Annotated in this window: 19 protein-coding genes; 11 read left to right on the top strand and 8 right to left on the bottom strand. The window is 42.3% G+C overall.

Going from position 1 to position 19,131, the window contains the following annotated elements; translation table 11 throughout:
• The first annotated feature begins 62 nt into the window (after positions 1 to 62).
• The 4 genes from IM475_RS12155 (at position 63) to IM475_RS12170 (ending at position 2,154) form a co-directional block, all read left to right on the top strand.
• Positions 63 to 413: an STAS domain-containing protein gene (locus IM475_RS12155; RefSeq protein ID WP_287656954.1), complete on the top strand. Its 351-nt coding sequence runs from the start codon at positions 63 to 65 to the stop codon at positions 411 to 413.
• A gap of 3 nt (positions 414 to 416) precedes the next feature.
• Positions 417 to 833, top strand: coding sequence for a Mini-ribonuclease 3 (locus tag IM475_RS12160; RefSeq protein WP_287656956.1), 417 nt, complete (start codon positions 417 to 419; stop codon positions 831 to 833).
• A 45-nt stretch (positions 834 to 878) separates the two neighbouring features.
• Positions 879 to 1,745, top strand: a complete 867-nt coding sequence (rlmB, locus tag IM475_RS12165; protein ID WP_287727720.1) for a 23S rRNA (guanosine(2251)-2'-O)-methyltransferase RlmB — start codon at positions 879 to 881, stop codon at positions 1,743 to 1,745.
• Positions 1,746 to 1,857: 112 nt separating this feature from the next.
• Positions 1,858 to 2,154: a DUF1816 domain-containing protein gene (locus tag IM475_RS12170; RefSeq protein ID WP_287656960.1), complete on the top strand. Its 297-nt coding sequence runs from the start codon at positions 1,858 to 1,860 to the stop codon at positions 2,152 to 2,154.
• Positions 2,155 to 2,300: 146 nt separating this feature from the next.
• Here IM475_RS12170 and IM475_RS12175 read toward each other — a convergent pair whose 3' ends face one another.
• Positions 2,301 to 3,734 (bottom strand): bifunctional orotidine-5'-phosphate decarboxylase/orotate phosphoribosyltransferase, encoded by a 1,434-nt coding sequence (locus IM475_RS12175; RefSeq protein ID WP_287727721.1) that lies wholly within the window; start codon positions 3,732 to 3,734, stop codon positions 2,301 to 2,303.
• Positions 3,735 to 3,746: 12 nt separating this feature from the next.
• A complete protein-coding gene (locus tag IM475_RS12180; RefSeq protein ID WP_287727722.1) occupies positions 3,747 to 4,751 on the bottom strand; it encodes a CHAD domain-containing protein in 1,005 nt (334 codons plus the stop codon).
• Positions 4,752 to 4,869: 118 nt separating this feature from the next.
• On the opposite strand from IM475_RS12180, the gene IM475_RS12185 reads away from it, so the two are divergent.
• A complete protein-coding gene (locus tag IM475_RS12185) occupies positions 4,870 to 6,399 on the top strand; it encodes a glycine betaine ABC transporter substrate-binding protein (RefSeq protein WP_287727723.1) in 1,530 nt (509 codons plus the stop codon).
• Here IM475_RS12185 and cysS read toward each other — a convergent pair.
• Positions 6,382 to 7,824, bottom strand: coding sequence for a cysteine--tRNA ligase (gene cysS / locus IM475_RS12190; RefSeq protein WP_287727724.1), 1,443 nt, complete (start codon positions 7,822 to 7,824; stop codon positions 6,382 to 6,384). The two genes, IM475_RS12185 and cysS, sit on opposite strands and share 18 nt — an antisense overlap.
• A 302-nt stretch (positions 7,825 to 8,126) precedes the next feature.
• Between cysS and IM475_RS12195 the strand changes: the two genes are divergently transcribed.
• The gene (locus IM475_RS12195; protein WP_002768833.1) at positions 8,127 to 8,402 is read left to right on the top strand and encodes a hypothetical protein; all 276 of its coding nucleotides are present in this window, start codon (positions 8,127 to 8,129) and stop codon (positions 8,400 to 8,402) included.
• Positions 8,403 to 8,414: 12 nt separating this feature from the next.
• On the opposite strand, the gene IM475_RS12200 is transcribed toward IM475_RS12195, so the two are convergent.
• Positions 8,415 to 9,581, bottom strand: coding sequence for an NAD(P)/FAD-dependent oxidoreductase (locus IM475_RS12200; protein ID WP_287727725.1), 1,167 nt, complete (start codon positions 9,579 to 9,581; stop codon positions 8,415 to 8,417).
• A gap of 121 nt (positions 9,582 to 9,702) precedes the next feature.
• Between IM475_RS12200 and IM475_RS12205 the strand changes: the two genes are divergently transcribed.
• On the top strand, positions 9,703 to 10,344 hold the full coding sequence (locus IM475_RS12205) for a Uma2 family endonuclease (protein WP_287727726.1): 642 nt from the start codon (positions 9,703 to 9,705) through the stop codon (positions 10,342 to 10,344).
• Between the two features lie 24 nt (positions 10,345 to 10,368).
• A complete protein-coding gene (locus IM475_RS12210; RefSeq protein WP_287656972.1) occupies positions 10,369 to 11,010 on the top strand; it encodes a Uma2 family endonuclease in 642 nt (213 codons plus the stop codon).
• Positions 11,011 to 11,013: 3 nt separating this feature from the next.
• On the opposite strand, the gene recN is transcribed toward IM475_RS12210, so the two are convergent.
• From recN to IM475_RS12225, 3 genes are all read right to left on the bottom strand, one after another.
• Positions 11,014 to 12,741 carry a DNA repair protein RecN gene (gene recN, locus IM475_RS12215; RefSeq protein ID WP_287727727.1) on the bottom strand — a complete coding sequence of 576 codons (1,728 nt, stop codon included), beginning with the start codon at positions 12,739 to 12,741 and terminating at the stop codon, positions 11,014 to 11,016.
• A gap of 128 nt (positions 12,742 to 12,869) precedes the next feature.
• On the bottom strand, positions 12,870 to 13,550 hold the full coding sequence (rppA, locus tag IM475_RS12220) for a two-component system response regulator RppA (protein ID WP_012265866.1): 681 nt from the start codon (positions 13,548 to 13,550) through the stop codon (positions 12,870 to 12,872).
• Between the two features lie 103 nt (positions 13,551 to 13,653).
• On the bottom strand, positions 13,654 to 14,712 hold the full coding sequence (locus tag IM475_RS12225) for a DUF2157 domain-containing protein (RefSeq protein WP_287727728.1): 1,059 nt from the start codon (positions 14,710 to 14,712) through the stop codon (positions 13,654 to 13,656).
• Positions 14,713 to 14,890: 178 nt separating this feature from the next.
• Here IM475_RS12225 and IM475_RS12230 point away from each other — a divergent pair, with 178 nt between their 5' ends.
• Positions 14,891 to 15,361 (top strand): DUF29 domain-containing protein, encoded by a 471-nt coding sequence (locus IM475_RS12230; RefSeq protein ID WP_002776837.1) that lies wholly within the window; start codon positions 14,891 to 14,893, stop codon positions 15,359 to 15,361.
• Between the two features lie 616 nt (positions 15,362 to 15,977).
• On the opposite strand, the gene IM475_RS12235 is transcribed toward IM475_RS12230, so the two are convergent.
• On the bottom strand, positions 15,978 to 16,547 hold the full coding sequence (locus IM475_RS12235; RefSeq protein ID WP_046661903.1) for a PEP-CTERM sorting domain-containing protein: 570 nt from the start codon (positions 16,545 to 16,547) through the stop codon (positions 15,978 to 15,980).
• A gap of 404 nt (positions 16,548 to 16,951) precedes the next feature.
• Between IM475_RS12235 and IM475_RS12240 the strand changes: the two genes are divergently transcribed.
• Together IM475_RS12240 and IM475_RS12245 are read left to right on the top strand one after the other, a co-directional pair.
• Positions 16,952 to 17,392, top strand: a complete 441-nt coding sequence (locus tag IM475_RS12240; protein WP_002798934.1) for a Fur family transcriptional regulator — start codon at positions 16,952 to 16,954, stop codon at positions 17,390 to 17,392.
• A gap of 58 nt (positions 17,393 to 17,450) precedes the next feature.
• The gene (locus tag IM475_RS12245) at positions 17,451 to 19,097 is read left to right on the top strand and encodes a DUF3685 domain-containing protein (RefSeq protein ID WP_287727729.1); all 1,647 of its coding nucleotides are present in this window, start codon (positions 17,451 to 17,453) and stop codon (positions 19,095 to 19,097) included.
• The last annotated feature ends 34 nt before the right edge of the window (positions 19,098 to 19,131 follow it).

Raw genomic sequence — 19,131 nt, forward strand, 5'->3', positions numbered from 1 at the left:
TACTAGGGTTTTGATTTTTACGGCTCTAGAGCTAGGAGGCGATTATTCCAGAAGCAATTAACTTGACCGTCAGCTTGCGAGGCACGCGTGAGGTCAGAGATAAGTACCAAATTTTCCGTTTGACGGGTCTTTTAGATGCCTTTTCCGAACCGACTTTTTGTAAGGTGATCGAAGGCTATGTGGAGGAAGGTCCTAAGGATGTGATTATTAGCCTCGCTCAGATTGATTTTATCGATAGCTCCGGTTTAGGGGCTTTAGTAAAATTGGTGAAAAAGGCCAAAACCGAAGGAGGCAGTTTACAAATTGTTACCAATGCGCGGGTAACTCAAACCGTAAAACTGGTGCGATTGGAGAAGTTTTTGTCCCTGCAACCCACCCTAGAAGCAGCGGTCGAATATCTAGAAAAAGCGTAAATCGTGGAATCTCCTCTCGAAAAAATTCGCTTACAGGTCAATGGCGAGGGTTCACCAATCCTAGAGGGTCTTGACCGATTATCGCCCGCTTCCCTGGCCTATCTAGGGGATGCTGTTTATGAATTATATATCCGCACCTATTATTTACTGCCGCCCCAGCGTCTGGGAGACTATCACGCTCAGGTGGTGAGCAAGGTCAGGGCCGAACAACAGGCTTTAGATTTAGAACAACTGCAGCCCTATCTGACGGACCAAGAAAAAGAAATTCTGCGCCGGGGACGCAATGCGGTCACGGGAAAACGCCGTCGTCTGACAGCCCAAGTCTATCAGCAGGCCAGCAGTTTAGAAACCCTGTTCGGCTATCTTTATCTACAAGACCCCTCAAGATTACATCAACTATTAGAAAAACTAGAATTATAGCCCTCAGGTATTATTCCCGACCCCCTTTTATTAATCCATCCAATCATGAGCGATCGACCATTTCGTGGCAAGTCCGATAATAGTAATTTTCGCCGGCCCTCGCGGCCGAAAACCGGGCCAATTCTGGCTAAATCCCCGGCAGTAACTCCAGAAAACCAAGAAGCTGATGATCTGCTCTACGGTCGCCGGGTGGTTTTAACGGCCATGGAGGAGGAGCGCCAACTGAATCGGATTTGGGTAGTCAATCGACTCCGTTATGATCCCCGTTATCATACCCTCTTAGAAAAAGCCAAAGCCAACGGCACGGTAATTGATGAGGTGGATGATCTGCGTCTCGATCAGATTACCAATAAGGCCAATCATCAGGGGATCGCCGCCCAGATGTCTCCCTATGAGTATATAGAATTAGCCGATCTGATCGAGAAAGCTAAGGGCAAAAGTCGCCACCCCGTCATCGTCATCGCTGAAGGTATTACGGATCCCCATAACCTTGGGGCAATTATTCGCACCGCCGAAGCCATGGGTTGTCAGGGGGTAGTTATTCCCCAACGTCGCGCCGCCGGGGTGACATCGACGGTGATGAAAGTGGCGGCGGGGGCCTTGGAATATTTACCTGTGGCTAGGGTGGTTAATCTCAATCGTGCTTTAGAAGAATTAAAAGCGGCCGGTTTTTGGCTCTACGGCACGGCGGCAAAAACTGGTAAATCTTTACACACAATCAATTTAACGGGCGCGATAGGATTGGTCATAGGTTCGGAGGGAGAGGGGTTGAGTCTGTTGACCCAAAAGTCCTGCGATGAGTTGGTATCTATCCCCTTGGCAGGCAAAACCCCCAGTCTCAATGCTTCGTTGGCGGCGGCTATGGCTCTTTATGAAGTTTACCGTCAACGCTGGCAAAATTCCCCCGACTGAAAATCTGTATTTTTCGACACTCCCAATAGCCAAAAGGAGAAAGTATAAATAAAATAGGAAGGAAGTTTGCGAAATGTAAACGAACGTAACAAAACCACCAGAGTAGATTTAGATGGGGAACGAAATGAAAGAATTTTTGATTAGCTTACTGGAAATGTTCGGATTAGCCTACTGGGTCGAGATTAAAACCGACTATCCCAGATGTACTTATTATTTCGGTCCTTTTCTCGCTAAAGACGAGGCTGAAGTCGCTCAAGCTGGTTACGAAGAAGATTTGAAAACAGAAGGAGCGCAGGGAATTAAATTGCATATAAAACGTTGTAAACCCGAAGATTTAACTATTTTTGAGGAAAAAGAAGAAAGCAAGCTCCTGAATACCCTAAAGGTATTACGCAGTCAAGCTTCTTAACGACTTTCAGTGATCGGTAATCAGTAATCAGTGATCAGTAAACAGTAAACAGTAATCAGTGAAAAGACAGCAGAAAACTGCCATTTAATAATGCACACTTAATACCGATAACTGGTAACTGATAACTGATAACTGATGGCTAAATATCAATGGGATCGATTTAAAAAACAGCTATATTCTGCTTCTGTCAGTCTTCCCGCTTCGTAGAGAGTATCGGTAATTTCTGCCAGGGTTAAAACCGAATAAGGTTGATAACCATGACTACGAAGTTTATCTTTAACGGGACCACCATGGTCGATAAAAACCACGATATCATTAACTAATAATCCCGCCGATTTAATCTTTGCTGCCCCCTCGATCGCACTTTTGCCAGAAATTAAAATATCGTCCACCACTACCACAGTTTCCCCCACTTGAAAATTACCTTCAATTACTCTTCTTGTGCCGTGAGCTTTTACTTCTTTGCGGGGGAAAATCATCGGATGATTTAATAATAAAGATAAACCCGTAGCTGTGGGTAAAGAACCGTAGGGGATACCGGCAATGCGGTCAAATGTCAAGGTTTTTAATATTTCTCCATAGGCTTCAATTACCTGCTGAAAAATATTAGGATTAGAGATAATTTTTCTCAGATCAATATAGTAGGAAAAAGTTTCTCCCGATGCTTGCACATAATCGCCAAACATCAAGCAACCAATATCAAATAATTGTAGAATTAAATCCTGATGAGGATGTTGTTTTAAAAGACAAACGTTAGCAGTCCAAGTATCATCTCCGCTCGATTCTTGCCTTTGATTTTGTTTAATTTTGTTGACTTCCTCGCGTAAATCCTTCACTTTTGCCCCCAAATCGGGTTGAGATAAAAAGTCTTGGGGTACAGGAATTAATAAACCCTCGCCATGACTATTTAAACCCACAGTAATTAACTCGGAGAATTTACTTTTGTCTTCCCAAATACTGCGTAATAAAATCAATCTTTCGGGGGCAAAATTGCGAATCTTTTTCAATATCTCCGGTTGAGTGGTTCCCACTTCTAAAAATACTTGTTCGGGAGTTCCCCAAGTACAAGCTTCTTTGACAACTTGCAGATAAAAAGGATTGTCGCGACTGGGAAATTCTTGCAGATTAATCGCACCTTGATTGGAAGTATGACAGAGGATAAAAGCGCCATGCTCGGGGTAAACTAAAAAAGGAGCAACGTGATCCTGTCCGGAGTAGGGATTGAGAGTAACCGCGTCCACCTGCCAAGTTTTAAAGATAGTCTCGGCTAAAATACTGCTAGTATTAATATCACCGTGTTTAGCATCCAAAATTACCGGGATATGATCGGGAATTGCCGTTAAAATTCGCTGTAATAATTCTAACCCTGCCGCTCCCAAAGCTTGATAAAAGCCTAAAGTTGGTTTGTAGGCACAGACAAAAGGGGCAGTTTCATCGATAATAAACTTGAGCCACCGTTCTAAATTAACGATTAATTCTCCCGGGGTGGGGGGCATCATTTCGGGGTTAGCATCTAAACCGAGGACAAGTAGAGTCTGGTTTTGACTAATGGCGTGGTTTAACTTTTGAAAAAAATTCATCGGTTCCTAATCTCAGGATTCTGGATTAGCTTCTAATTCTACACTATTTGGTCGAAAAATAGGCTGTAAAATTGTCTCGTGCAGACTTTTTCTGGTGTCAGCGTCAAGGAATTTCTTTTGTAGCGGTTGCCATTCTTGCCATTTTTGGTGACGGATATTTCGGAAAATTTCTAGTAAGGTGGGCATTTCCTTGGCAAGACAATTAGGGAAAATTTGGCTAAGAAAAGCCGAGAGAACACAACAATCCTGCATTTCTCCGAGAATACTTTGAAGGTTTTTAATATCTTCTAGATACTCTCGATATTTGTCGCCATAAAACTGAGGGAATAACTCCATATTATAGCGGGAACGCTTGGCTTCTTTACGGAGATCGTGCAGTAATAATCCTTCTTTTTCCAATAAGTCATCAATTTCTTGACTAGAAAACTCTCGTAATCTTTTATAGTCCTCTAAATTTACCCCAACTAACCAGCCTTCATGGAGTAAAAAGCGACTCGCTTGCGGTAATAATAAGTCTGGTAAAACTGTGGCAATATCTAATTTTCCAATCGGTTGATAGGTGGGATTATCCAACCAACTGGCAAAATCTGCCTTAAAATTGAGAAATTTATCGGACTTTAAGAGTTTTTCTACCTTAGTAAAAGCCTTCTTTCTTTGGCCTTCGAGAACTTGTAAAACTTTCTTCAGTAAATCCTGTTCTTTCGGGGGTAAAATTGGCTGATAATGGCCGACAAAAGCCGATTTTAACACATCTAAATCCCGCAATTCTCCTAAAATTCTGCCCAGATTACCCACCCGTTTTTGGTCGGCAGATTTCGGCATGGTTAAAGCGGGGGCAAAACCGGTTAAGGTACTGCGAAGACGGCGCATTCCCACACGAATTTGATGTAATTCTTCCGTATCCTGATCGAGTAAAACCCCAGCTTCGTGTTTAAGAACTTTATGAAAATGTTTATCAATACCGATATAGGCCCAATCGGCAACAGTTTTAGCCCGAGGATTAAATTTGTTAGTCATTTGTCTTTAGCGAGGAAATAATGTCAAGATGGTGATAGAATCTTTAAATAAAGACTGGAACTAATAGATCCCATTTATTCTACACAATAGGATGAAGCAGCCGCTTTAAGAGAAGTTTATGGATAGTTTTTGGCTAGATTATGCGGGGGAAATCGCTTTTCGCACTGGAGAGCATCTTTTCTTGACGGGAATAGCCATGGCTATGGGTAGCTTAATCGGGATTCCTCTAGGTATTTTAATTAGTCGTCAAGCTATTCTCGCCCCACCAATTATAGCGATCGTTAACACCCTACAGACTATCCCCAGTTTAGCCCTATTTGGTTTTTTAATTTCCGTGCCTTTTTTGGGAGGAATCGGCAAAATTCCCGCTATTGTTGCCCTAACTCTCTATACTTTACTGCCAATTGTTTTAAATACCTATCTGGGCATCAAAAAAGTTGATCCCGAATTAAAATTAGCCGGGTTATCCCTAGGCATGACCGACGGTCAAATCCTGCGCTATATCGAATTACCCCTGGCCAGGGCGACAATTTTGGCAGGAGTGAGAATTGCCACGGTGATTGCTATCGGTGTGGCTACGATCGCAGCTGCCATCGGTGGCGGTGGTTTGGGAGTGTTTATTTTTCGCGGTATTGCCACGGTCAACAATCAGTTAATTTTGGCGGGGGCAATTCCTGCCGCTTTTTTAGCCCTTGTTGCCGATTGGAGTCTCGGTCGGCTAGAAAAGACCTTTTCCCCTTCGCAACGTCCGAAAAAGCCCTCTAAATGGCAATGGGGCTTAGGTTTAATCGGGTTGGCCTTGCTATCTTTCCTCTTGACTCAAATTTTCCATTCATCCCCCGGCACCGTGGTGATCGGTTCCAAAAATTTTACCGAACAGGTGATTTTAGGGGAAATTTTGGCACAGGAAATCGAAAAAGAGACGAATTTACGGGTTGAACGTCAATTTAATCTCGGTGGTACTCTGATCTGTCATGAAGCGGTGAAAGCGGGTAAAATCGATGGTTATGTGGAGTATTCTGGCACGGCTTTCACGGGAATTTTGCAGGAAAAACCCCTTAACGATGCCCGATTAGTCTTTGAAAAGCTGCAAGAGATTTATCCAGAAAAATTTAATCTAGAAGTCTTTCCCAGTTTAGGATTCGAGAATACTTTCGCCATTGTTATCCGGGGAGAAACCGCCAGTCAATACAATCTGAAAACTCTCTCGCAAGTGGCTAAATATACCCCCAATTGGCAAGCGGGTTTTGGTTATGAATTTTTGGAAAGGGAAGACGGTTACAAGGGATTAGCGAAGACCTATGGTCTAACTTTTGCCGGACCCCCGAAAGTGATGGATTTAGGGTTAATGTACCGCGCTTTAGCCGAAAAACAGGTGGATTTAGTGGCGGGAAATTCCACCGATGGCTTAATTCCCGTGCTAGATTTAGTCATCCTAGAAGATGATCAACGCTATTTTCCTCCCTACGAAGCGGTACCGATTTTTAACCTGGATAGTTTGCAAAAATATCCACAATTGCGACAGGTTTTAGCCAAACTCACCGGCAAAATTACCTCCACAGCTATGCAGAAATTAAACTATCAGGTGGATGGACGCGATCGCAGGGTGGAGGAAGTGGTTAAAGAATTTCTAGTCTCCCTCTCTTAACCATTTAGTCACTCCCCCGGGTTGATCGATTAAAGTAATGCCTTGGGCTTTTAATTCTGCACGAATGCGATCGCTTTCGGCGTAATTTTTCTCTTTTTTCGCCTCTGTCCGTTGTTGGATGAGATTTTCGATATCCGCTGCACTAATTCCTTCAGAAACAGGGGTTTCTCCCTGGTCAGCGGCCATTTCTAAGCCCAAAACCCTAGACAATTTCACCAAAGTATGCCATTTTACCGCTAATTGGGCCAGATTGCTGTCTGTCTTACCCGCATGGGTTAAATTATTACCCTCCTTGCGTAATTCCTTAGCGATTTCAAATAACACCGCTAAACCACCGGCAAAGTTAAAATCGTGATTTACCGCCTCTTGAAAGCGATTTTCTAGCTCTTGGTCAGTAATTGCGGGATTATCTGGCGGAAGATGCTTATAACCAAAGGATAAACCCTCTTGTAAAGTATGCCAGCCATTAGTGGCCGCCTGCAATCCCTCATCGGAAAAATCGATCGGTTTGCGGTATTGGGCGCCTAAAATTAATAATCTCACGGCTAAGGGGTCATATTTTGCCAATAACTCGCGAATAGTGATGAAATTACCGAGGGATTTCGACATTTTTTCCCCAGCCACCTTAACCATGCCATTATGTAACCAATAGTGGGCCAGAGGTTTACCCGTAGCCGCTTCACTTTGGGCAATTTCGTTTTCGTGGTGGGGAAAAATTAGATCACTTCCCCCCACATGAATATCGATAGTTTCTCCCAATTGTTCTTTGACCATGGCCGAACATTCAATATGCCACCCCGGACGACCTTGGCCCCAGGGAGAATCCCAACTAGGTTCCCCCGGTTTTGCCCCTTTCCAGAGGGCAAAATCAAAGGGGTCTTGTTTTTTAATTGCTTCCGGGTCGTCGGTTTCTACCCGGCCGCTGGCCCCAGCTTGCAAATCATCCAGTTTTCGCCCTGATAGTTTGCCATAATCAGAAAAACGACGGACGGAGTAGTAAACATCGCCATCGCTGGGGTAAGCATAGCCTTTTTGTTCTAATTCATAGACTAGGCGCTTGATACCGTCGAGGGTATGAGTGGCCCGGGGATAAGCGTCCGCCGGTCTGACTCCTAATTTTGCCATATCCTCAAAGTAGGCCTCGATAAATCTCTCGGCCACGGCCGCCATGGTGGTATGTTCATTTTTAGCCCGATTGAGAATTTTATCGTCAATATCGGTGAAATTCTGAATATAGCGCACTTTATAACCGAGATACTCTAAATAACGCCGCACCACATCCCAAACCACACAGGTACGCGCATGACCCAAATGGCAATAATCATAGACGGTAATGCCGCAGCAATACATGGAGACCATGCCGGGGATGAGGGGGGTAAAGGGTTCTTCGCGACGACTGAGGGTGTTGTAGAGGATTAAGGTCATGGAGGGGGAATTTTTTTTCTGGGGAAAAAGGCTAGTCCAATTTTATAGCAGTTATCAGTGATCAGTTATCAGTTACCGCTAACCACTTTCCCCGTTCCCTGAATTTCGTTACTATACTTTGTGTTTTTTGTCAAGAGGTTTTTAGGGTTTTAGTAAAGATATGACGGTAAGATTCGAGGAGATAGGACTGTTTTGATGACAACTATTATTGATAGAATCGATAGAATAACGAGAGGAAAGCTTGATTGTTTGCCTCAACCGACAATTTTTAATTGTTAATAAACTTTGACCAGACCCTAACTATGAATGAACCACCTAATAGCGCTGGCGATGAAATCCAATTACCCCGGGGAGAAAGAGTTGACCAGCTAAGAAATCTCATCGAAACCCTACGCATTGCCGATGAAGTGGCCAATCGCGGTTATTTGATTACCAGCGCCGAAGTGGCCGATTTAATGGATATTAATCCAGGTGCCGTTACCAGTCGCGGCGACCATTGGCCGTGGCGAAATTGGGTAATCTCCCGGGTCAGACGCGAGGGAAACCAAATTCTTTGGCAGTTGGAAAAAGTCGATTAGGATTAATTGCAACTATCGGTTAATTTCTCTCGTAATTATCTCGTCATTTTCCCCGAGCAGATGACGCGCAAAACGTCGGGCCAGGGGCGGAGCCGATACGAGTGTACTGGTAAAACCAGAAAATACCTGCAATCCCACTTTATCTGCGATCGCTCCCACTAGGGGCCGTCCCGAGGGGGCAAAGGCCACTAGGCAATGATGACAGCTGCCGGGGAGAGAGGCTAAAGAGGGCAGCAATGTCCCCACGGCGGCGCGTATTGCTTTTTCCCCCGCCAGAGGGTTTAAAATCGCGCCTGGATCGGTGATAATGGCGCTAATTTGCCCTAGATAAAGACTTTGATCCCGGAATTGTACCGCTCCCGTTTCTAAAACACTGGCAATTATTTCTGGGGTTTCTCTCTGCCAAATGCCCTGCTTTTCTAGTTGGGTGATTTTTTGCTCTAATAGCAATCTGGCAGGAATTGCGGGCATAACTAGGGTGTTTAATTTGATCTCAGTGGGGGGAATTTTGATCACCTGGGCATGGGTAAAATAGACGGGAGCAGCAATACCGGATTTTTGCAGTAAAGACCGGGTTAATCCCCCCGCACAGACGATAGTTTCCCCAGCAGAATAATTATTTTTAGGAGTTTTTACGCCGGTAATTCTCGATGCAGTTTCAATTAATTTGATGACAGCTTCCCGAATAATCGTGCCTCCCAGACGCAGAAAAGCTTGTTGATAGGCAAGATTAGTTTTTTCGGCGTTGATGTGACCGTGGGGCAGTCGTAAAGCTCCGGAGATAGCAGCGGGATTTAATAGGGGTTCTAAAGCGATCGCTGCTTGCGGATCGAGAATTTCGGGGGTAATAGCAAAGATAGCAAATTTTTCGGCCACAGTGGCTGGATCATCTTCGGGGTTAACGGTGAGAATTAACTCTATGTCCCGGTATTCGTTATCTATGCCCAATTCCTGCGATAAATTGCGCTGAATTTCTCGACCTTCTTGATATAATTTTCTCTGGATTTCTGTGGTGGCCGACCAATAGGCTAAACCCCCGTAACTGTAGAAAGTGGCGTTGAGGGGATGGGTTTCTTTTTCTAATAAGAGGACTCGACTGCCTAGATTGGCTAGTTCATAGCTTAAGGCAGAACCGGTGATACCACCACCGATAATTATATAATCATAAGTTGTGGTCATAATTGGGCTAATTTTTCCTCGATTAACCTATTCTATCATTATACTTGCTCGGTTACTTGGTTCTGATTTTGTCGATAATTGCTATAATTACAGAAAAAGTTCAAAGCGGGATAGGATAACTATGAAACAGTTAGAAACTAGGGGGATAACTGACTCATGGATTAAAGGTAGTTGGGAAGAATACCTAGCAGCGATTAACAACTTCCCAGAAAATCAAGGCAAAAGTTATTATTACAATGGCTATTATCGATTAGAAATGACTCCTATTGGATTTGAACACGCTAGAGATCATCACGTTGTCTTTTTGGGGGTGAGTCTCTACGCTATCCTCAAAGAAATTCCTTTTCAAGGACTCCCCACTTGTTCTTATCGTAAAAGAGGAATTAGAGAAGTGCAGCCAGATATATCTTACTATCTAGGAGAGAAAGCGAATCTGATACCAAATGGGACTTCGATTATTGATTTAAATCAGTATCCCCCACCAGATTTAGTCATTGAAATCTCAAAATCTAACCTTAATGATGACCTAGGCAATAAACGCTTACTCTATGAAGAATTAGGGGTTAGTGAATACTGGAGTGTTAAGGTAGATGATCCTCAAATATTCGCCTTTGAAATAATCGATCGAGGTAGTAAAAGAATTGATATATCAAAGGTTTTACCTAATTTAAAACTTGCGGTTTTAGAGTCAGCTTTACAACAGGCACGCACCAGAGATCAAAGTCAGGTGGGACGTTGGTTAATCACTCAATTTCAAGGTTAACTCCATAAAATCGAGGCTAAGATTATGCAACAGCTAGAAACTATTATCTCGACAGATTTATGGATTAAAGCTAGTTGGGAAGAATACTTAGAAGCAATTAAAAACTTCCCAGAAAATCAAGGAAAAAGTTATTATTACAATGGCTATTATCGATTAGAAATGACTCCTATTGGTAACGATCATGCCAGCGATCATGCTATTTTGATCTTCGCTGTTAGTCTCTATGCTACCCTAAACAATCTGGCCTTTAGTGCCAAAGATAATTGCAGTTTTCGCAAGTCTGGTTATCGAGAAGTCCAACCGGATATATCTTATTATTTTGCAGACAAAGCTAATCTGATTCCCTACGGTACTTCGATTATTGATTTGAATCAGTATCCCCCACCAGATTTAGTCATTGAAATCTCAAAATCTACCCTTAATGATGACTTAGGTAATAAACGCTTACTCTATGAAGAATTAGGGGTTAGTGAATACTGGAGTGTTAAGGTAGATGATCCTCAAATATTCGCCTTTGAAATAATCGATCGAGGTAGCAAAAGAATTGATATATCAAAGGTTTTACCTAATTTAAAACTTGCGGTTTTAGAGTCAGCTTTACAACAGGCACGCACCAGAGATCAAAGTCAGGTGGGACGTTGGTTAATCAGTCAATTTCAAGGTTAAATCTTACTGTTTTTTGGCAGCCGCTTTCTCCAATAAAGACTCGGCAAAAGCGAGAGCATCCGCTGCCGAATTTCCCCCGGTTAATTGTGCCAATTCTTCCCTTCTCGTCTGACGATTATCGAGAGAAGTAACCCGGACAACCGTGCGAATTTCCGAGAGATTAGTGGGATTATCTTCGGCAATCATTTGTTTATAAACCCGAAAATGGTGATCAGCTAAAGCAGCCACTAAGGGTTGATGGGTAACGCACAAAACTTGATATTGTTGACCTAATTGATCTAATTTATCGGCAATTGCCTGGGCAACTTTTCCCGATACTCCCGCGTCAATTTCGTCAAAAATTAGGGTTGCCGCTGCCGATTGGGATTGGGAAAAACAGGACTTTAACGCTAGGAGAAAACGACTCATTTCTCCTCCGGAAGCGGTACTGGATAAAGGTTGGATTTTTTCCCCCGGATTGGGACTAAAATAAAATACCACTTGATCGACTCCCAGACTGCTAGGATTACCCGGGGCAATCCGACAGACAAAAATCACCTTTTCCATGGCTAAAGGTTTTAATTCCTGTACCAATTGTTTTTCTAGTTGACTAGCGGTTTCTTGTCGCAAAAAGGTTAACTGGGTGCTAGTTTCTCGATAGATGTTTTCCTGTTGCTGACAAATTTTTTCTAATTCCTCAATCGATTGTCCTTCTCCCGTCAACTCCGCTAATTCCTGCTGTAATTTCTGATAATAATCGAGTGCTTCGGCTAAACTTGGGCCATACTTGCGACAAATGCGCTTAAGTTGGACGATTCTCTCTTCTATCTCGTTCAATCTCTCGGGATCTGCCTCTAGACTATCCCCATAAACGTTGATTTCCTGTCCCGCTTCCACCACCTGATTTAATGCCGATCGCACCATCTCTAAAATTGGCTCTAAACTGTTATCATAAACCATCATATTTGTCAAGATATTTTCAGCTTTTCCTAACAAATCAGCGACGGCCGGTTGATCGCGATCGTTTTGGTAGAGTAGTTGATAGACTTGATAACTGGAATTTTGTAAATCGACACCGTGGGAGAGTCGGTTTCTTTCCTGTTCTAACTGTTCCAACTCGTCAGCGTCAGTTAAATTAGCTGATTCTAGTTCTTTTAGTTGATATTCTAATAAATCTAATCTCTGTAGGCGATTTTGTTCCGATTGCAATCTATTATTGAAAATATTCTTGCTTTCTTGCCAGTTAAGGTAGGCTGTGGCTACCTTTTCCCGCTGCTGCAGCAGCGATTCACCCCCGTAGAGATCTAATAATTCCCTCTGTCGATTAGCGTCCATTAACTGAACTGTTTGACCTTGAGCGGTGATTTCTACCAAAAAATCTCTTATTTGCGCCATTTGTTGGCGATTAGCGACGACTCCGTTAATCCGAGAGCGAGAACGCAAGGAATTATTAGTAATCACTAATTCCCGGCTGATGGTCAGACTATTATCCTCTAATAGGTCAATTTCCTGACTTTCTAGCCAAGCAATTAATTCTGGGGTGAGAGAAAAAGTCGCTTCTAGGGTTGATTGTTGGCTTCCCTGACGGATGACGCGATGATTGACTTTACCACCGAGAACAATATCGATCGCATCTAATATAATTGATTTTCCTGCCCCCGTCTCACCGGTCAGTACATTTAATCCGCTGCCGAAAGTTAATTCTAAGCGATCGATGAGGGTAAAATTTTCAATTTGTAGGCAGGATAACATATAAGTAGGTAGGCGTTAAAAATTATTAGACACCCCCCTTATCAAGGGGGGCAGGGGGGATCGAACCTAAAATCCATTTTTAATTTAATTATAACCAGTTACTTATTCTCATTATCTTTCAGCATTCCCTAATTTTCCCCGAAACGGTAGCCCTTCCCATAGACAGTATTAATTAGAGGTGTTTCTCCGGCCGCTTCGATTTTACGACGCAGCAAACGCATCAGGGCAGGAACCACATTACTATTAGGTTGCTCTCCTTCTGACCAGAGATGCTGATAAATTTGTTCATGGGTGAGAAGTTGACCAGGATGGGTCATAAATAAAGTCAACAATTGTACTTCTTTTGCTGATAAACTGATCGTGCGACCGTGACGATAGGCCACTTGATTTTCGCTATCGAGTTCTAAATCAGCAGATTTTAGTTTACTGCTATTACTAGCTTCAAAATTGGGAGAACGACGCAATAAAGCGCGGACTCTCGCTAATAATTCTCGCAGTTGAAAGGGTTTGACTAAATAATCATCAGCGCCGGCATCTAATCCCGCCACTCGATCATCTATGGTATCCTTAGCGGTTAGAAACAAAACGGGAGTGGTGTCCCCTTGATTGCGTAAATATTGACAGATTTGTAATCCGGATTGCTGGGGTAACATCCAATCGAGAATTAAGAGGTCATAATTATTCTCTTGTGCCAATTCTAAACCCGTCCGACCATTATCAGCAATATCAACTTCATAGCCTTCTTGAGCAAGAATTTGTTCTAAGGGTTCGGTTAATTCTTTTTCATCGTCAACAATAAGTATTTTCATAAAAGTAAAAAAGATGGTGTCGGGTGTTGGGGTGTTGGGGTGTTGGGGTTTTGGGGTTTTTTAGTTGAATCTCCCCATTTCCCCATATCCCCATTTCTCCTAATTATCGATCTTTGGGTAATAAATTGCGCCATTCGAGAGGGATATAACTTTCAATAAATCTAGCTAGGGTTGGGTAATGACGCTGATATAAAACTCCCATATAGATAATACCAAGTCCTAGGACGGTTAGGGCAAAGGGAAAAAAAATTGAATCGGCAAAGAGACGATAGGAGAGATAGGAAAGATAGCCAAATACTCCGATCCCTCCGAAAACCACAAATAATCTTCTTTTTAGCAGGACGGATAATAACATCAATCCCAAGTTAATTAGACAGTACAAAAATCGTTGCGCTTCATTATCATCGATGAGGAGAGATAGACTAAACCAAAACATAATTAATCCGAATAGGTATAGCCAAAAAGCAAAATCTCCCCGACTGCGACGCTGACGTACATCAATTAAATAGGCAGTTATTAAACAGGCAATTCCAAACCAAAAGGATACCCACAGTCGTACTTTCCATGTATATTCGTTCTCTCCAAATAGTAAAGGGGTTAAGTCCATTGACATATACCACAGACTAAAGGCAATGGGTGCAGTTAAAAAAGGAAATTTAACAAATCGCAAAGTTATTAATCCCGCGATAATCGTGCCTAATTCCATTAAAAACCAACTGCCTTTAATCCATGTATGGAAATCTCGATAGATGCCAGGATATCCGGCTTGCCAGTATCCTGTCCAGCGTTGTAAACCATAGATTGCTAAGGGAGTCATTGCCACTGCCATGGTAAATAAAAGGCCGCCGGGGATTTTGAGATTTTGCTGAAAATAGAGATTTTTACCGGTGAAAATAAAACAAATTGCATAAAACAGGGCGATAAAAAATAGTCCTGCACCGCCGAAACTCTCCCAAGCTTCGTTCATAAACCACCCTAGGGCGGAGATAACAATTAATGCCCCAAAATAATAGGCCACATTAGCGAAATTAAAGCGAGGGCGATTAACTTCATCTTCCTGGGGATAACGGGACAAAAAAGCCGTCCATAAATTTTCAGCTTGGCTGGCAGTAATTATGTTTTGTTGTACCGCCCAATCAAAATCTTCTCTTTCTAGTCTCATAATATTCTCTAGTCCTTAAGCTAAGATGTATTTTAACCGCTTATCCTAAGGATAAGGGAATAGGGCATAGGCGCAGATGTTAAATCCTGTAGTAAAACTTAACATTTACCGATTGCAACATCCGAAATCTGCAAAATAGAGTATAATTCAATCTATATTAACTATTATCGAAGCCATCATGATAACTAAATCAGAACTCTATGAACAAGATTTTCAATTATGGCTGATAACAACAATAGGTCAGTTAGAACAAGGAGATTTTCAGGCATTAGATGTATCTCATTTGGTTGAGGAGTTAAAAGAATTGGGTAAATCAGATAAAAATGCCTTGGAAGGAAATTTAATGATTTTGCTGGCTCATTTACTGAAATTAAAAGTACAATCCTCCGCCCCTGAAAGCATGAAATCTAGCTGGTATAGCTCCATTGTCGAACACAGGGAACGAGTTATCGCCTTACTAGAAAACACCCCTTCTTTGAAATCTCATGTAGCAATCGCCATCGATAAAACCTATCCTAAAGGTCGCAAAATTGCCATCAAGGAAAGTAAATTGGCTGACTTTGGAATTGCGATTCCTCCAGAGGAAGCATATCCCTTAGACTGCCCTTTTTCCTTAGAACAGATTCTTGATGAAGATTTCTATGGCTGATAATTCATATTTAATCCATCGGCTAAGACACTTTCAAAATGCTTCTAAAAAGTCTTCAAATCTCAAAAACTGGGAAGCTATACAAGTCACATCTGTCTCCCGATACTAAGCGACTCGACTGACTTTAAATAGAGCTTACAAGCTTTTTTTCCCAACCCTAGTTAATCAGCCTTCAAGAATAAGTAAAAATTATAAATTTAAGGTAAATAATTAAAATATTTAAATATTTGGGGCGATTAGTCAAGTGTAACAAGCAAGTTACAACATTTTGATTTTCCCAGAATTTGCCAAAATTTGGCTGTAAATCTGGGTTGCCTACATTTATTAATATGGTATGATCGTGGTATGCTGTGGGCTTAGTTTAAGCATTAAACGTTAAATCAACGGAAAACCAAGGCAATCAGGGGACTATATCGATTCTCTTGCCCAAAAAAAGCCGCCAGTGATGAAATTTTTTTATGTTGCAATTTTTGAAGTTTTGTAAAGGCTATTGACTTAAAGCCAGAATTGTGCAACTCTCCCCGCTCCAAACTCTGGCACTCGCAGACAGTCAACAGCTAATCAAGTTGGGAACTAGGAGGAGAGGTCAACTCCTAGTCCCCTGTTTTTTGGAATATCAATTCCGCTTAAGGTACTTCAGTCCAGCGCCTAAGCCTCCTAGTACCAGCAAACTCAGCACAGTTGAGGGTTCGGGAACAGAGACAGGAACAGGGGCAGGGGCAGAAAAGTTAGAAATCGTCACACTAGCCCGTCCGAGGGTGTTGTCTCTAGTGAAAATACGGAAACCAAAGCTGTCGCCAGCTAGGACGTTAAACGTCGATGTCCCGTTTTGGACAACACCTCCCCCATCATTAGTTACTTGGGTGAAGCTGCCGTTGAGCAGATATCCGAAGGGATCGGAAAAAGGCCCATCACTATCATTAGTCGAATAGTTCCAATTAAACGTCACCGTCCCAGCCGCAGCCGCAGTGGTGGTGTAGTTTGTGGTTCCAGAAATCATAGAACCATTGTCCCCCCCAGTCAGGCTAATGGACGCGGGAGCGCCGCCGGTATTAACCGACCCGTCGGCATTACTATTGGTAAATGTCCAGTTAATGGGAGCGTAGGGAGTTTGGAAACCGGACACTGTTGCGGCACTAGCACCAGAAGCAGCGGCTAGGGTGAGTCCAACAGTAGTGACAGTCATTGCGGTCTATGACCGCAATGACTCGAATAATTTTGGCGATTTGGTGGCCATAGCCCTGGAAATAAATTAATGTACCCCTTAAAGTTAAGGTTGATCAAAATATTTTTCAAGAGGATTTTTTATGAAAATATTCAATCCTATCTATATAGATAAGTAAATGGTTGGTTCTCTTATTCTTTGTGTGATCGGTGTAACTTATATAGTAGCGATCGATCTTTGTGTCCTTTGTGTCTGGAGTGGTTGGTTTCACTCATTCGCCCGCAAATCTACTCGAATCTGGCGCTGCTGATTTTTTATCTCAGTTTGAAGAGGGGCTAAAAACTGGGGCAATGTGGACATCGATCGAAAGACTAAGCTAAACTGGTAATGACTATGTATTAGGGCGGAGGTCAACGGATACAACTATGGACAATTTGGAGGTAAAACAAAAACCGATCCGGTGTTTAGAAGATGCGATCGAAAGGTGTCAAACTTTAGGAATGCGGGTTAGTCGTCAGCGTCGCTATATTTTAGAATTGCTGTGGCAAGCGCAGGAACACCTATCAGCGAGAGAAATTTATGATCGTCTCAATCTGCAAGGAAAGAACATCGGTCATACCTCAGTGTACCAAAACCTAGAGGCCCTATCGGGTCAAGGAATTATCGAATCTGTGGAACGCTGGGACGGCAGACTCTACGGTAACATCAGCGATTCTCACAGTCACGTCAACTGTCTAGACAGTCAACAAATCATCGATGTGCATATCGAACTTCCCCCGGAATTAATTAAACAGGTCGAGGCATCGACGGGGGTAAAAATTACTGATTATCGCATCGATTTCTATGGCTATAAACAAAACAAATGAGCGGGATCACTGTATAATTGACCCTGTGAATAGTATCCGTTGACAGGCTGCAACTCTTGTGATCGATCGCCCTCTCACCTTAATTATCATCGATAATGACCCGATTTTCCGCTTGGGTCTGGTGCAGGCCTTGTCGCGGATAGAAAATATTAGTATCGTCACCGAAGGGGATTTAGAAACAATTTTCGCCTTGACTCTTAATCCAGCCCCCGAAATTATTATTATCGATCCTCTCTTTGATTGGTCTTACTGTGAAATTCTCCACTCTCGCTATCCCGAAAGTAAAATTGTTTTATTAACCTTTCCTCTCGATTCCCGACAGCAACTAATCGCCAGAGAATTAGGCATCGCTGGTTATATTCCCAAAGGCACAAACCTAGAGCAATTTATCACTATTTTAGGGCAAATTTCCCGAGATGAATCCCCGGATGTTGCCCCTTCTGCTCTCACCATTGCTACTCGTTCAAGTTTAGCCCCTAGCCATTGGTTAATCACTGCCGGAAGAACGGGATTAAATCGCATCGAAAGTGAATTACATTTAATTGATCTCCATCTCAATCAACAGTCTTTATCTGGCTTTGATCGCTTTTATTGGCAGGGGAGAAAACGAGAACTTTTAGCGGCCCTATGGCTAGTGAGAAAACTAATTCCCCTGGAAGGTAGCTCTTACAATTCAGCTTCAGCGACACCTCCGATAATAATTAACAATATCGATCGGGAATTACCAATTTTAAGCCGCGAGCGTCCCCTCTGTGTTTCGGCGGTTTTTGAGTCCACTTTAGCAGTTATTCGATCGCCTTTAATTAATAGAACAAAGATTAGTTTTGAAATTGATGTTTTACAGGATAATCGGCAACGAGAATTATTGTATTTAGTTCTCGATGAAATTCGTAAAAATGTCGATGAAATGAGATATTTACAGGTTAGCAGTGGGGAATTAACCAGTCGCTTAAATTTGATTATTTACGATATCTGGGAGAAAGTTACGCGTAAATTTTTAGAAATTAATGCCTCGGTTTCTGACGAAATTAGTAAAAGCAGACTTAACGAAATTATTCTGGAAGAAAGAGAGGCAATTCAAACAGAAATCCTCAATAAAATTCCTTTTACTCTTGACTTATTTTCCTATTTAGTGTACGAAAATAGTTTAACTATTGACGGAGTAGGATACCGAGCTAATGCTCCTGAAACTATCGCCAGAGCCGAAATTCTCCTGCAAAATCTCATTCATAATCTTGCCAATGCAGTGACAGTAATTATTCTCAATAACTTCTCGGAATCGGAAAGAATCAAACAAAAACTTTACCGGTCAGAATTTCTCATCGCCAGAAAATTAGCTAAAATCCGCAATGAATTATCTTGGAAATACCGACGGCAACAATATTGGCAAGAACCTAAAGATATCTTTGAAAGTCAATATCAATTATTTCACTATAGCGAGGGACAAATCAAATCTCTAGCCATTTATTCCCCCCGACAGGAAGAATTAAATAGTTTAACAGGCATACCCTGGTTAGTTTCGATCGCCTTAGAATTAAGAGACTCTTTATCTCCTCGTTTACGCGCTTTTTTTCGGGTGGTGGGTAAGGGAGTAGTCTATATTCTTATCCAAGTTATCGGTCGCGGTATTGGTTTAGTAGTTCGCGGGGTTTTACAGGGAGTCGGTAACACTTGGCAGGAAGTCAAAGGTAAAAAGGAATTATGAATTATGAATTATGAATTATGACTGATAACTGATA

The sequence above is a fragment of the Microcystis sp. M061S2 genome (assembly GCF_020245605.1).
In the GTDB taxonomy this organism is placed as follows: Bacteria; Cyanobacteriota; Cyanobacteriia; order Cyanobacteriales; family Microcystaceae; genus Microcystis.

Excerpts from the sequence above, each read along its gene's own strand:
- rlmB (WP_287727720.1), top strand. The coding sequence starts at position 879 with ATGAGCGATCGACCATTTCGTGGCAAGTCCGATAATAGTAATTTTCGC.
- IM475_RS12170 (WP_287656960.1), top strand. The coding sequence starts at position 1,858 with ATGGGGAACGAAATGAAAGAATTTTTGATTAGCTTACTGGAAATGTTC.
- IM475_RS12175 (WP_287727721.1), bottom strand. The coding sequence starts at position 3,734 with ATGAATTTTTTTCAAAAGTTAAACCACGCCATTAGTCAAAACCAGACT.
- IM475_RS12180 (WP_287727722.1), bottom strand. The coding sequence starts at position 4,751 with ATGACTAACAAATTTAATCCTCGGGCTAAAACTGTTGCCGATTGGGCC.
- IM475_RS12185 (WP_287727723.1), top strand. The coding sequence starts at position 4,870 with ATGGATAGTTTTTGGCTAGATTATGCGGGGGAAATCGCTTTTCGCACT.
- cysS (WP_287727724.1), bottom strand. The coding sequence starts at position 7,824 with ATGACCTTAATCCTCTACAACACCCTCAGTCGTCGCGAAGAACCCTTT.
- IM475_RS12195 (WP_002768833.1), top strand. The coding sequence starts at position 8,127 with ATGAATGAACCACCTAATAGCGCTGGCGATGAAATCCAATTACCCCGG.
- IM475_RS12200 (WP_287727725.1), bottom strand. The coding sequence starts at position 9,581 with ATGACCACAACTTATGATTATATAATTATCGGTGGTGGTATCACCGGT.
- IM475_RS12205 (WP_287727726.1), top strand. The coding sequence starts at position 9,703 with ATGAAACAGTTAGAAACTAGGGGGATAACTGACTCATGGATTAAAGGT.
- IM475_RS12210 (WP_287656972.1), top strand. The coding sequence starts at position 10,369 with ATGCAACAGCTAGAAACTATTATCTCGACAGATTTATGGATTAAAGCT.
- recN (WP_287727727.1), bottom strand. The coding sequence starts at position 12,741 with ATGTTATCCTGCCTACAAATTGAAAATTTTACCCTCATCGATCGCTTA.
- rppA (WP_012265866.1), bottom strand. The coding sequence starts at position 13,550 with ATGAAAATACTTATTGTTGACGATGAAAAAGAATTAACCGAACCCTTA.
- IM475_RS12225 (WP_287727728.1), bottom strand. The coding sequence starts at position 14,712 with ATGAGACTAGAAAGAGAAGATTTTGATTGGGCGGTACAACAAAACATA.
- IM475_RS12230 (WP_002776837.1), top strand. The coding sequence starts at position 14,891 with ATGATAACTAAATCAGAACTCTATGAACAAGATTTTCAATTATGGCTG.
- IM475_RS12235 (WP_046661903.1), bottom strand. The coding sequence starts at position 16,547 with ATGACTGTCACTACTGTTGGACTCACCCTAGCCGCTGCTTCTGGTGCT.
- IM475_RS12240 (WP_002798934.1), top strand. The coding sequence starts at position 16,952 with ATGGACAATTTGGAGGTAAAACAAAAACCGATCCGGTGTTTAGAAGAT.